Genomic DNA, 12781 nt, shown 5'->3' with positions numbered 1-12781 from the left:
ATATGCCTAAAGTAAAGGTGCCTTCCATTCTTTCTATTTACTTTTCGTTAATCCCCATATTTCATCTGCATACTGCTTAATGGTTCTATCGCTTGAAAAATATCCAGACGAAGCAATGTTTAAACCACTTAACGTCCACCATTTTAACGGATTTCGATACGATGCATCCACTTTTGCTTGTGCATCTACATACGAATCAAAATCGCGCAATACAAAATACTCATCGTTTTGCATTAATAAAGAATCATAGATTGGCTCAAAGTGATCTTGCGCGTCCGGGAAAAAGCCATTAATTAATTGTTCTAGTACTTGTTGAATTCTTTTATCATGATGATAATATTCAGAAGACCTGTATCCCCCATTTTGATAATAGTTTAACACTTCTTCTGCCGTTAAACCGAACAAGAACATGTTCTCTGACCCAACTTCTTCCTTCATCTCGACGTTTGCTCCATCTAACGTTCCAATCGTAAGAGCACCATTCATCATAAACTTCATATTTCCAGTTCCAGATGCTTCCTTACTAGCAGTTGATATTTGCTCACTAACATCAGCAGCTGGGAAAATATCTTCCGCTAACGATACCCGATAGTTTTCTAGAAAAATAACTTTTAATCTATCATTCGTAAATGGATCATTATTCACTTTATCTGCTAACGAGTTAATTAACTTAATTACCCTCTTCGCATAATAATAGCCAGGCGACGCTTTTGCACCGAATATAAACGTACGCGGCTGTATATCGAAGTGGCTATCATCTTTTAAGCGATTGTATAGATACATAATATGCAATACATTCAACAACTGTCGTTTATACGCATGCAACCTTTTCACTTGAACGTCAAAGATACTATTCACGTCAACATGTATTCCTTGCTGCTTAAAAATGCGGTCAGCTAAAATCTGTTTCCGCTCTTTTTTAACGTTTGCCAAGTTTTCTAGAAAACTTGGGTCATGGACGTAGTCCTTCAACTGCTCTAAATGACGCGTGTCATGTATCCATGCAGTGCCGATAGAATCAGTTATTAGTTTTGTTAACTGTGGGTTTGCTTTTAACAACCATCTGCGGTGTGTAATTCCGTTAGTCTTATTATTAAATTTCTCAGGAAATGCTTCGTAAAAAAGGCGCATTTCTCGTTTTTTTAAAATTTCCGTATGAATTTTGGCAACGCCATTCACACTGTAGCTACCGACAATAGCTAAATGGGCCATCTTAACAACCCCATGCGCGATAATAGCCATTTCCTCGATACGTCCCCAGTCGCCAGGGTATCGATCCCATAACTCTTGACAATAGCGCTCATTTATTTCATTTACTATCATAAAAATACGAGGTAATAACGGTTGAAAAATGGAAACAGGCCATTTTTCTAAAGCTTCCGATAATGTTGTATGATTTGTGTATGAAATCGTATTTTTAGTAATCTCCCAAGCTTCTTCCCAACTCATCGCCTCTTCATCTAATAGAATTCTCATTAATTCTGGAATAGCTAGCACAGGATGCGTATCATTAATGTGAATCGTAACTCGTTCGTGCAAGTCTACTAAACTACCATTCTTCTTTCTATAGGAACGCACAATACTACCTAGACTTGCTGAGACTAAAAAGTATTGTTGCTTTAATCTTAGGATCTTTCCTTCATCATGCGTATCATCTGGATAAAGAAACTCTGACACTGCTTCTGTGTCACGCTTATATTGTAATATGTCTTTATTCGTAGGATATGGAGCTGGTTCAGCACTCCATAACCTTAGCGTATTAACGTTAGATGTTTCATATCCCACTACTGGCATATCATATGGAACAGCTGTAATCTTTTCCCCTTTAGCATGACGAAACAAAGTCTTTCCATCTTCTTCATACGTTTCGACTTTTCCAAAAAAACGAATTTCTACCGCTTGATCTGGTTTTCGCACTTCCCACACATTTCCGTGACGAAGCCATTGTTCAGGTAGTTCTACTTGATATCCATCTACAAATTTCTGGTCAAACAGACCATGTTTATATCGTATACCACAACCGTGCCCTGGCAAATCTAAAGAAGCTAATGAATCTAGAAAACAAGCAGCAAGACGACCTAGTCCACCATTTCCTAGGCCGGCATCTGCTTCTATTTCTTCAATGGAATGAAGGTCTAATCCTAGCTCTTCTAACCCATCTTTTACACAATCTCTTATTCCTAAGTTCAACAAATTATTTCCTAACAATCTGCCTAACAAAAACTCAATCGACAAGTAATACACTTGCTTATTGTTAGTCGTTCGGTTTCGCTCGTTTGTCTCAATCCAGTTCGTACTAATGTATTCACGGACCATACTACCTAATGCATGAAAATGGTCTCTAGGGGTTGATTCAGCAAAGCTCTTTCCGTACATCCGCTCCACTTTATTAGCAAAGACTGTTTTAAATGTTTCCTTGTTACAGAACATGTACTCCACTCCTAGCAATCAAAGATGAATATAACTGGTTGTACTTAAAAGCTGATTTGGCCCAACTATAATCTTTATTCATAGCTTCTAACATAATATTTTGCCAAACGTCTTTCTTTTGGTAACACGCTATGGCACGACAAATCGTAAACAACATATCGTGGGCATTAAAGTTTGTAAACGAAAATCCATTCCCATCTTTTGTCACTTCATTATATGACTGAACCGTATCATTTAGCCCACCCGTTTCACGAACGATTGGGATCGTGCCGTACCTTAGCGCGATAAGTTGCCCTAAACCACACGGCTCAAATTTGGATGGCATTAAAAACATATCAGAACCTGCATAAATTTTATGAGCTAGTTCTTCGTCAAAACCGATAAATACTTTTACTTTATCAGGATAACGATGTGCCAGATAGCCAAAAAATTGTTCAAATTCATATTCACCTGTTCCTAGGACTACTAACTGTACATCTTCCTTTAACAACTCTTCCATTACCGCTGTTACTAGGTCTAGTCCTTTTTGTTTCGTAAGACGAGTTACCATCGCAATTATCGGTACTTCCACACGTACAGGTAAATTAGCCAAAAGTTGTAACTCTTCTTTGTTATCTTTCTTTCGTTCCATATTTTTTGCATCATACGTCGAAACAATCATTTCATCATGCTTTGGATTATAAATATCTTCATCGATCCCATTAATAATTCCAATTAACGCACTGCTTCTTGACCTTAAAACTCCATCTAACATTTCTCCGTAGTAAGGTGTTTGAATTTCATCCTTATAAGTGGGACTAACCGTTGTGATAACAGATGATGACACAAGTGCCGCTTTCATAAAATTCACTTGACCGAAAAACTCTAATTGTTCTGTTGTAAAATACTCATCAGATAAGTTTAGTAAATCGTCTAAAATTCCTTTAGGGAAGACTCCTTGAAATTGTAGGTTATGAATCGTAAAAGCAGTTTGAACACGTTTATAACGAATATCAGATTTGAATTCTTTTTCTAATAAAAAGTTAACCATTCCCGTATGCCAATCGTGACAATGAACAACATCCGGAATAAAATCAATAATAGGTAAAGACTCTAATACCGCTCTACAAAAGTAAGCAAATCTCTCCCCATCGTCGAAATGTCCATATAATGAATCTCGATTAAAATAGTACTCATTATCAATAAAATAGTATGTCACGCCTTCGAACTCAAGCATCTCAATACCACAATATTGTTTTCTCCAACCTACCGATAATGTAATTGCCTCTATATGATTCATATTTTCTTTAAACTTAGTTGGAATCTGCCCGTATTTTGGTAAAATAACGCGTACATCAGTACCAAGTTTTTTCAACTCTTTTGGCAGTGCTCCTGCAACATCCCCTAGTCCGCCGGATTTTGCAAATGGGACACATTCCGAGACGACAAATAAAACTTTCACGAATTCATCAGCGCTCCTTGTATTGTTCCTTTTTTCACTAAATACGGATCAAAATTTTCTCCTTTTAATACTGTACCTTGTTCTACTTTTACATCTTTGTCTAAAATAACACAATCTAAAACAGCATCCGCTTCCACAACACTTTTTTGCATCACGATACTATTCTTAATTACCGCACCTTTTTCCACTTTTACTCCACGGAAAATGATACTGTTTTCTACATGGCCTTGTATAATAGCACCATTAGCAATCATAGAATTTTTCACGTAAGCATCTTTGGAATACTTAGTTGGTGGTTCATCTTTTACTTTTGTAAAAATTGGCTGTTCACGGCGGAAAATTTGTTTCCATACAGTAGGATTAAGTAACGCTAAACTATTCTGATAGTAGCTGTTTACAGAATCGATGACAGCGACAAAACTTTCATATTCATAATCACAAATGGTTAATTCAGATTTTGGATCTCTAATACAATCCGAAATATTTCGATAACCTGTTGTATCAGCATTTTTAAATAAATCAATTAACAACGTTTTTTCTAATATATAAACATCTAATGACTTACCTAATTGACGTACATGTGTAATATCACACTTATTGTCTAAATGTCTTTTTAACATCACTCTATAATCCATATTACAAACAGTGTAACTATTGGCTAAAACAACATACTCCTGTGAACTTCTAAGAAAAAAGTCTTCATTCTCCTTGAATTGCTGGAATGAGCCGATTCCTTCTAATAAGGATTTTTCCGAGCTTGGAAAAAAGAACAATCCGTCTCTCTTTCTGTTTAAATCCCATTGTTTCCCTGAACCTAGATGGTCCATTAACGAACGATATTGATATTTAGGAAAAATGGCTACACTTGAAATACCTGAGTTAACCATATTGGATAAGACAAAGTCGATTAAGCGATAACGACCTCCAAATGGTACTGCTGCTGAAGAACGTTTCCACGTTAACTCGCTCATTTCATCTATATGTGTTGTTGCATCTATAATCCCTAACATTGATTTATTCATGGAAGTACACCCTCTCCAATTATTCTATTAAACTGCCAAAAATTCTTCCGAAACTAGTAAAATTTCATCTTCATTTTTTTCAGGGGCAATAATTGCTCCATCTGGAATAACCATTCCTGCTGGAATAATTGCTCTCTCAATATAAACATTGTTACCAATTTTCGCCTCTGGCATGACAACCGAGTGCTGTACAACGGAGTTTTCACCAACTGATACACCTTGGAAAACAACCGAATGATCGACTTTTCCTTCAATGACACACCCTTCGTTAATTAATGATTCCGTCACTTCCGCATTTGGTGCAATATACTGTGGTTGTTGATTTGGATTAACAGAATAAATTCTCCAATTATAATCAAATAAATTCAATTCACACGTTTCATCTAGTAAATCCATATTTGCTTCCCATAAGCTTTTAACTGTACCAACATCTTTCCAGTAACCTTTATATGGATAAGCCATTAAACGTTTCTTTTCTTCCAATAATAGAGGAATGACATCTTTACCAAAATCATGACTTGATTCAGGATTACGGTCATCCATCTCTAAATATTCCTTTAAAATAGACCATTTAAAAATGTAGACTCCCATCGATGCTAAATTATTTTTTGGATTTGCTGGCTTTTCGTCAAAAGCGGTTACTTCCATTTTCTCATTTGTATTCATGATCCCAAATCGACTTGCTTCTTCCCACGGAACTTCTATAACGGAAATAGAAACGTCCGCATCTTGTTTAACGTGATAATCCAGCATTGCCGAATAGTCCATCTTATAAATATGGTCGCCAGATAAAATTAACACGTACTCCGGATCATATTGGCGCAAATAGTTCATATTTTGATAGATAGCACTAGCTGTTCCCGTATACCATCTAACACCAGAAGATTCACTATATGGAGGTAAAACAGTTACTCCTCCATTTTTACGGTCTAAGTCCCATGCACTTCCAATCCCGATGTAAGAGTTCAGTACGAGTGGTTGATATTGAGTTAGTACTCCAACTGTATCAATTCCCGAATTCGTACAGTTACTTAAAGCAAAATCGATAATTCTATATTTTCCGCCGAAAGGTACGGCCGGTTTCGCTAAATTTTTAGTTAATGAACTTAAACGGCTTCCTTTTCCACCTGCTAATAACATCGCGACACATTTCTTCTTGACCATCTTTACTTTCTCTCCCCTCTTCTTCTCACAGGTTGCAACATACATACACCGAACGGCGCAACATTGACCATCATATGATAAGGTTTACCGTGATATTCCCCTTTTTTCACTTCAATTTCGTCTAAATTAGTAATTCCTGTGCCTCCGAAATGAACATCATCACTATTAAAAACTTGTTCATAACCGCATTCTTCCGGAACGCCTAAAGTGAAATTTTGATAAGCTCTACAAGTAAAATTACATATAACGACCGTGTAATCTCCTGCGTTCTTGCCGTAGCGTATATAAGAGAAAATACTTTGTTCACGGTTGTTCGCATCTATCCATTCGAATCCACTATGTGCGTGATCTTGTTCAAACAACGAAGGATTATTTAGATAAAAATGTGTAAGTTCTTTCATATACTTGTTCATATTACGATGAGACTCATATTGTTCTATAAGCATCCAATCTACTTGTTCCAAATCTTTCCACTCATCAAACTGACCAAACTCTCCACCCATAAATAAAAGTTTCTTTCCTGGGTGTGTCATAAAATAACCATATAATAAGCGGAGTTGAGCGAACTTTTCTTCGTAACTACCAGGCATTTTATTAAGAAGCGACTTTTTCCCGTGTACAACTTCATCATGGGACAATGGCAAAATAAAGTTTTCGGAAAAAGCGTACATTAACGAAAACGTCACTTTATCGTGAATCATCGAACGTTCTTGCGACGGAGTTTCCATATAAGTCAACATGTCATTCATCCAACCCATGTTCCACTTATAATTAAAGCCAAGTCCACCTTCATATGTCGGAGCTGTAACAAGTGGCCAATCAGAAGAATCTTCCGCTATCATAAGAGCGCTATAATCATATTCAAATACTGCTTTGTTTAAGTTCTTAAGAAATTCAATGGCAAAAGGATTCTCGTGAGATTCATTCGTATTCGGCCAGTAGATGATATTAGAAACCGCATCTACTCTAAAGCCGTCTATATGAAAATACTCCATCCAAAATAAAGCATTTGAAATTAGAAAACTCCTTACTTCTGGCTTTCCTAAATCAAAGTTGGCCGTTCCCCACACTTCATTTTCTCTATCATTGTAAGATGTATACTCAAATGTTGGTGTACCATCAAACATGTAAAGCCCGTGTGCATCTTTACAAAAATGACCAGGAACCCAATCAAGTATTATTCCAATATCTACTTGATGACAGGCATCGATAAATGTCATTAATTCTTGTGGTGTACCGTATCTGCTTGTAGCGGAAAAATAACCTGTTCCTTGATATCCCCAAGACCGATCATACGGATGTTCAATGACTGGCAATAGTTCTATATGGGTATAACCTTGTTCTTGAATGTATGGAATAAGTTCATCAATAAGCTCTAAATAGGTGAATAGTGACCCATCCTCTTTCTTTTTCCATGAAGCTAAATGGAGTTCGTATATAAACATTGGCTTTTCATAAATTGTAATTCGTTTTTTCTTCCGTCTCCAATTAGCATCTTTCCATTTGTATCCGTCTAGGCTATAAACAATGGAAGCCGTGTTTGGCCTAACTTCTGAATAAAATGCATATGGATCTGCCTTATGTAAGACCTCACCTTGTTGTGTTACCAATTCGTATTTATACATTTCCCCTGATAAATCTTGTTCGTTTATAAGGACACTCCACACGCCTTCATTATTTATTCGTTGTAATGGAGTATTCTCTCCGTTCCAATTATTAAACGATCCTATCAGTCTAACTTCTGCTGCATTTGGTGCCCAAACTGTAAATCTTGTACCTACTAATTTACGTCTTCTTTTTAAAACATGCGCTCCGAATAACTCATGACTTTTATACAACGTTCCTTCGTGAAATAAGTGCAATTCAAAATCAGTTGGATTTGCTACCACTTGCAAAGTTTTTCATCCTTTCACTACGTTCGAATGTTTTGATTATTCTAATATTCTATTATGATAAATTAATTCCTTTCGCAGCGGAAATGTTTTTGTAGACATAATGTTACAAATTTCACATAGTGTTAGTATTTGTCGAATAGTTTCGGCAAATGGGCAAACGTTTTCATTGTATGTATTTAAGGATTTGTCATAAAAAGGCTTATTTTGAAAGTGTTTTCACTCGTCAGACGTCTGCATCATATTCTTTTATTTTGTCGAAAAGTTTTTTTCTCGATAACGCTTTCATACGTGTGAGAAGTACATTTATTATTCTTTGAATAATATTTTCTCATAGTCCATTGTGTGTAGGTCTTTTGTATTCAGGGGGTAAAATACTGCTGCAATTGATGCTCAGTTATTCTATTAATTGTTGCACCAAAACACATATTTTATAATATTTTATTGTTATCTAAAAAAGTGATAAAATATTAAGATATGACATATTAGCTGTGCTTCGTATTAAGGAGGAAGAAATACTTTGATTGTTAAAGATGAACAAGAATTAGCAAAACTAAAAGAGATTGGTAAAATTGTCGGAACCATTCGTGATGAAATGGTGAAGATTACGAAACCTGGAGTAACGACTAGGGAGATAGATGAATTAGGTGGAAAGTTGTTTGAGCAGTACGGTGCCATATCTGGTCCAAAAGGAGAGTACGACTTCCCTGGATTTACGTGTATTTGTGTAAATGAAGAAGTAGCTCACGGTATTCCGGGAGACCGAGTAATCGCAGACGGAGATTTAGTTAACATAGATGTTTCCGGTTCAAAGGATGGATACTTCGCTGATACTGGTGTATCTTTCGTTGTTGGGAATGCTGACCCTGAACTTGAAAAATTATGTGATGTAGTCAAGCTTGCGTTTGATGAAGGTCTAAAAAAATTCCGTCCAGGTGGAAAACTAAACAACGTTGGAAAAGCTGTACACAATACTGCTAAAAAACATGGTTACACAGTAATAAAGAATTTAACTGGCCATGGCGTTGGACGTACGCTACACGAAGCACCTAGCCATATTCTTAACTATTTTGATCCGTGGGATAATGAATTGTTCAAAGAGGGTATGGTTATTGCATTTGAGCCGTTCGTATCTACAGGGGCAGAAGAAGTGTACGAAAAAGAAGATGGCTGGACATATACAACAAAAGAAAGAAGCTTTGTTGCTCAATATGAACATACAATTGTCGTAACAAAAGGAGAACCAATCATTCTTACAAAATAACACATGCCCGGGTTGTATCAGTGCATTGCACTCATACAACCCGGGCATATTTTTTTATTATTGATAAGAAGCTTTACTATTTAAATACGCGTGAGTTAAAGGAAGGTATTTTGTTTCCCCTTTCACCTCGACAATAAGCCTAACTTGCCTCTCCTCATCAAAGTAAAAAGAAGCTTGTTCTAGATCTACTTCAGTCCAACCTAAATTATACACTTCATTTACAAACTCTAGCATACCATCTAAATTTTCTATAATGCTACTATCTAGAGAACCATAATTTGTGTAATCGTCATATCTATCAAACATCTTCATGATTAACAGCTTTTCAACATTAACTAATGTTCCTTCTACTACCGTCCCAGCCTCATCCACTAAAACCATACTAAAATAAGGGTACATATGATATAAAACCTCTACTCTAGTATCCACTGCAACTTTGCTCTGCATCAACTCAATAGTAGTTGCTATTAAAGTGTTCACTTCTTCAAGTGACTGGCTATTGCTGTGAGCAAAAGAAGACGTGATTGTAATATCGTTGTTTCCTTTGGCTTCAAAATCAATCCCTCTCCAACTAGCCTGTTCCCTAATGAAGCGTTCACTAATTAAAACCTTTGATTCATCTTGATAAACAGGGGTAATATCCGTTGTATATTTTATCCCTGTAGTTAGACTATGATTCCATACATATTCTTCATCTTTTTCATACATAAAAGTTAAATTAGGTTCCTTCCAACTAGGAAACGGGTAAACTAATTCAATTGTATGAAAATCAATATGCTTATATTTTTCAAGCAAGTGGTCGACATTAGCATATTGAGTATATTTTTTAACTTGTTCTATATCTTGATTAGATAAAGCTTTTAAGTATCCTATTGTGTGATTTGCTAGGACAACATCATAAGAATCAATTAGATTATTATAAATTTCCTCTAGGTTAGAAAATCTAATAAACAACTCGTCAAAATTAAACTCAGCCTCCTCACTATCATTTGGAGTATCTATCTCCTTATCTTGTTCATTTTTATCTTCTATTACAGGGGGCTGTGGGTTCTCTGTAGCTGGTCTATTTATCAAATTATCCACAGTGGAACTTTGAATAAAGCTAATAAAAATGATAGCAGCAATGATTACAGCACTTGCTGTTAGAAACGGTATTTTTATGGAGGTTCGCCTATTCTTATGCTTTTTTTCTAGTTTATTTAATTTCTCTTCTAAAGCATCAACAAATTCTTCATCTGGCTTAATGCCTTCTTGATTATATAAAACGGAAAAATTAATTTTGTGCTCTTTTTCTTTGCTCATTGGTTGCTATTCCTCCTTCCACATCTACAGTTAATATTTCTTTTAATTGCTTTAAAGCTCTATGATAATCCACCCTTACTTTTGTCTCTGGACAATCTAATAATTCTGCCGTCTCTTTAATAGATAACTCCCAAATCCCTCTATATATAACAATATTTCGATATTTTAATTTCAATTTAGAGATAGCTCTTTGCAACTCCATATGCTCTTCTTTTTGAAATAGCCTCTCTTCAGGTGTTCCTTCTGGAGTTACTTGTTTATTAAAAGAAAAGTCATTAAAGTAAGTCAATAATTTCTTTTTACGATAGTGATCCATAATTGTATGTCTAGCAATCTTTAATATCCATGGCTTAATCTTTGCAGTGTCTTTTAAGTTTGAAATACTTTTCACCACTTTAATAAAAGTTTCTTGCGTTAAATCTTGTGATAACGAAATGTCACTCGTAAAAAACAAACAATATTGATACACCTGTTCATGATGTTTTCGATAAATCTCACTTATTCCCCATTCACTCTCACTCATGATTTGCCTCCTTTCTTTTACTATATAACAAGTCGTTGTATACTCAACAAATGTTTCAAAAAATTATATATAAATGCAAAAAAACTAGTAACATTAGTTACTAGTTTTTTAGATGACCCGTACGGGATTCGAACCCGTGTTACCGCCGTGAAAGGGCGGTGTCTTAACCGCTTGACCAACGGGCCATAATTATTTAAATAATATGGCGGAGAAGGAGGGATTTGAACCCTCGCGCCGCTTACACGACCTACACCCTTAGCAGGGGCGCCTCTTCAGCCACTTGAGTACTTCTCCAAAAGTGGCTCCACCAGTAGGATTCGAACCTACGACCCTTCGGTTAACAGCCGAATGCTCTACCGCTGAGCTATGGTGGAATAATAAATATGGTGGGCCTAAATGGACTCGAACCATCGACCTCACGCTTATCAGGCGTGCGCTCTAACCAGCTGAGCTATAGGCCCATATAATGGAGCGGGTGATGGGAATCGAACCCACGACATCAGCTTGGAAGGCTGAGGTTTTACCATTAAACTACACCCGCATAAAAAGGGCGACTGATGGGAATCGAACCCACGAATGCCTGAACCACAATCAGGTGCGTTAACCACTTCGCCACAACCGCCATAATGTAATGGTGCCGGCGATAGGAGTCGAACCCACGACCTACTGATTACAAGTCAGTTGCTCTACCAACTGAGCTACACCGGCATACACTAATTATTAAATTAAAAATAAATGGTGGCTCGGGACGGAATCGAACCGCCGACACATGGATTTTCAGTCCATTGCTCTACCAACTGAGCTACCGAGCCAAAATATGGCGGTCCCGACCGGGATCGAACCGGCGATCTCCTGCGTGACAGGCAGGCATGTTAACCGCTACACCACGGGACCATTTGGTTGCGGGGGCAGGATTTGAACCTACGACCTTCGGGTTATGAGCCCGACGAGCTACCAGACTGCTCCACCCCGCGATAATAATAACTATGTTGAAACTAATTTATACAGTAGTTGAAATAAAATATGGAGGAGGAAGAGGGATTCGAACCCCCGCGGGCTTTGACACCCCTGTCGGTTTTCAAGACCGATCCCTTCAGCCGAACTTGGGTATTCCTCCGTATATTTATAATAATGGTGGACCTTGTAGGACTCGAACCTACGACCGGACGGTTATGAGCCGTCTGCTCTAACCAACTGAGCTAAAGGTCCAAAATGGTAGCGGCGGAGGGAGTCGAACCCACGACCTCACGGGTATGAACCGTACGCTCTAGCCAGCTGAGCTACACCGCCATTTTGAAAATCTAACTATATAGGTTATAAGTGGAGCCTAGCGGGATCGAACCGCTGACCTCCTGCGTGCAAGGCAGGCGCTCTCCCAGCTGAGCTAAGGCCCCATTATAAATATTAAGTGGTCGGGAAGACAGGATTTGAACCTGCGACCCCTTGGTCCCAAACCAAGTGCTCTACCAAGCTGAGCTACTCCCCGATATGGCGCGCCCGAGAGGACTCGAACCCCTAACCTTTTGATCCGTAGTCAAACGCTCTATCCAATTGAGCTACGGGCGCTATTTATTTCTTGTTTTACTGCAGTCAAAATTTAATACCTTTTGTGCAATTCAAGGATACTTATTTTCACTAAGTGAAAAAAGTTTGGTGCCGAGGACCGGAATCGAACCGGTACGGTAGTCACCTACCGCAGGATTTTAAGTCCTGTGCGTCTGCCAGTTCCGCCACCCCGGCACT

General features: G+C 37.5%; 8 protein-coding genes and 17 tRNA genes. 1 reads left to right on the top strand and 24 read right to left on the bottom strand.

Annotated elements, in window-relative coordinates; all coding sequences use genetic code 11:
- Positions 1–33: 33 nt before the first annotated feature.
- Genes CDZ89_RS04330 through glgB form a run of 5 tightly spaced genes read right to left on the bottom strand, consistent with a single transcriptional unit; the run spans position 34 to position 7946 of the window.
- On the bottom strand, positions 34–2430 hold the full coding sequence (locus CDZ89_RS04330) for a glycogen/starch/alpha-glucan phosphorylase (RefSeq protein ID WP_096152838.1): 2397 nt from the start codon (positions 2428–2430) through the stop codon (positions 34–36).
- The gene (gene glgA, locus CDZ89_RS04325) at positions 2420–3871 is read right to left on the bottom strand and encodes a glycogen synthase GlgA (protein ID WP_096152837.1); all 1452 of its coding nucleotides are present in this window, start codon (positions 3869–3871) and stop codon (positions 2420–2422) included. The genes CDZ89_RS04330 and glgA overlap by 11 nt, the downstream gene beginning before the upstream one ends.
- Positions 3868–4893 carry a GlgC family sugar phosphate nucleotidyltransferase gene (locus tag CDZ89_RS04320; RefSeq protein ID WP_096152836.1) on the bottom strand — a complete coding sequence of 342 codons (1026 nt, stop codon included), beginning with the start codon at positions 4891–4893 and terminating at the stop codon, positions 3868–3870. Before CDZ89_RS04320 ends, glgA begins: the two co-directional genes overlap by 4 nt.
- Before the next feature lie 27 nt (positions 4894–4920).
- Positions 4921–6057, bottom strand: coding sequence for a glucose-1-phosphate adenylyltransferase (locus tag CDZ89_RS04315; RefSeq protein WP_096152835.1), 1137 nt, complete (start codon positions 6055–6057; stop codon positions 4921–4923).
- 2 nt (positions 6058–6059) lie between these two features.
- The gene (gene glgB / locus CDZ89_RS04310) at positions 6060–7946 is read right to left on the bottom strand and encodes a 1,4-alpha-glucan branching protein GlgB (RefSeq protein WP_100334260.1); all 1887 of its coding nucleotides are present in this window, start codon (positions 7944–7946) and stop codon (positions 6060–6062) included.
- A 523-nt stretch (positions 7947–8469) separates the two neighbouring features.
- On the opposite strand from glgB, the gene map reads away from it, so the two are divergent.
- Positions 8470–9213: a type I methionyl aminopeptidase gene (gene map / locus CDZ89_RS04305; RefSeq protein ID WP_096152834.1), complete on the top strand. Its 744-nt coding sequence runs from the start codon at positions 8470–8472 to the stop codon at positions 9211–9213.
- A 57-nt stretch (positions 9214–9270) separates the two neighbouring features.
- On the opposite strand, the gene CDZ89_RS04300 is transcribed toward map, so the two are convergent.
- The 19 genes from CDZ89_RS04300 to CDZ89_RS04210 all read right to left on the bottom strand — a co-directional run bounded on the left by CDZ89_RS04300 (position 9271) and on the right by CDZ89_RS04210 (position 12778).
- A complete protein-coding gene (locus tag CDZ89_RS04300) occupies positions 9271–10515 on the bottom strand; it encodes a hypothetical protein (protein WP_096152833.1) in 1245 nt (414 codons plus the stop codon).
- Complete coding sequence (locus CDZ89_RS04295; protein ID WP_096152832.1) at positions 10487–11038, bottom strand: RNA polymerase sigma factor; 552 nt, start codon at positions 11036–11038, stop codon at positions 10487–10489. The genes CDZ89_RS04300 and CDZ89_RS04295 overlap by 29 nt, the downstream gene beginning before the upstream one ends.
- A 113-nt stretch (positions 11039–11151) precedes the next feature.
- Positions 11152–11223, bottom strand: a tRNA-Glu gene (locus CDZ89_RS04290).
- An 18-nt stretch (positions 11224–11241) separates the two neighbouring features.
- Positions 11242–11332, bottom strand: a tRNA-Ser gene (locus tag CDZ89_RS04285).
- A 5-nt stretch (positions 11333–11337) separates the two neighbouring features.
- Positions 11338–11412: transfer RNA gene (locus tag CDZ89_RS04280), tRNA-Asn, on the bottom strand.
- Between the two features lie 10 nt (positions 11413–11422).
- A tRNA-Ile gene (locus CDZ89_RS04275) sits at positions 11423–11499 on the bottom strand.
- A 6-nt stretch (positions 11500–11505) separates the two neighbouring features.
- Positions 11506–11579 (bottom strand) — tRNA-Gly (locus tag CDZ89_RS04270).
- Positions 11580–11587: 8 nt separating this feature from the next.
- Positions 11588–11660, bottom strand: a tRNA-His gene (locus CDZ89_RS04265).
- A gap of 10 nt (positions 11661–11670) precedes the next feature.
- A tRNA-Thr gene (locus CDZ89_RS04260) sits at positions 11671–11746 on the bottom strand.
- Between the two features lie 28 nt (positions 11747–11774).
- Positions 11775–11850: transfer RNA gene (locus CDZ89_RS04255), tRNA-Phe, on the bottom strand.
- A gap of 6 nt (positions 11851–11856) precedes the next feature.
- Positions 11857–11932: transfer RNA gene (locus tag CDZ89_RS04250), tRNA-Asp, on the bottom strand.
- A gap of 3 nt (positions 11933–11935) precedes the next feature.
- A tRNA-Met gene (locus CDZ89_RS04245) sits at positions 11936–12012 on the bottom strand.
- Between the two features lie 50 nt (positions 12013–12062).
- Positions 12063–12155: transfer RNA gene (locus CDZ89_RS04240), tRNA-Ser, on the bottom strand.
- A 15-nt stretch (positions 12156–12170) separates the two neighbouring features.
- Positions 12171–12247 (bottom strand) — tRNA-Ile (locus tag CDZ89_RS04235).
- A gap of 4 nt (positions 12248–12251) precedes the next feature.
- Positions 12252–12328 (bottom strand) — tRNA-Met (locus CDZ89_RS04230).
- A 31-nt stretch (positions 12329–12359) separates the two neighbouring features.
- A tRNA-Ala gene (locus CDZ89_RS04225) sits at positions 12360–12432 on the bottom strand.
- Between the two features lie 15 nt (positions 12433–12447).
- A tRNA-Pro gene (locus tag CDZ89_RS04220) sits at positions 12448–12524 on the bottom strand.
- Between the two features lie 3 nt (positions 12525–12527).
- Positions 12528–12604, bottom strand: a tRNA-Arg gene (locus tag CDZ89_RS04215).
- Positions 12605–12689: 85 nt separating this feature from the next.
- A tRNA-Leu gene (locus CDZ89_RS04210) sits at positions 12690–12778 on the bottom strand.
- Positions 12779–12781: the final 3 nt, after the last annotated feature.

Source organism: Bacillus alkalisoli, from assembly GCF_002797415.1.
In the GTDB taxonomy this organism is placed as follows: domain Bacteria; phylum Bacillota; class Bacilli; order Bacillales; family Bacillaceae_I; genus Bacillus_CD; species Bacillus_CD alkalisoli.
The sequence above is the reverse complement of the archived record's forward strand: the minus strand, read 5'-3'. Positions and strand labels throughout refer to the sequence as shown.

Coding starts and splice junctions, on each gene's coding strand:
- CDZ89_RS04300 (WP_096152833.1), bottom strand. CDS start 10,515: ATGAGCAAAGAAAAAGAGCACAAAATTAATTTTTCCGTTTTATATAAT.
- CDZ89_RS04320 (WP_096152836.1), bottom strand. CDS start 4,893: ATGAATAAATCAATGTTAGGGATTATAGATGCAACAACACATATAGAT.
- CDZ89_RS04330 (WP_096152838.1), bottom strand. CDS start 2,430: ATGTTCTGTAACAAGGAAACATTTAAAACAGTCTTTGCTAATAAAGTG.
- CDZ89_RS04295 (WP_096152832.1), bottom strand. CDS start 11,038: ATGAGTGAGAGTGAATGGGGAATAAGTGAGATTTATCGAAAACATCAT.
- CDZ89_RS04315 (WP_096152835.1), bottom strand. CDS start 6,057: ATGGTCAAGAAGAAATGTGTCGCGATGTTATTAGCAGGTGGAAAAGGA.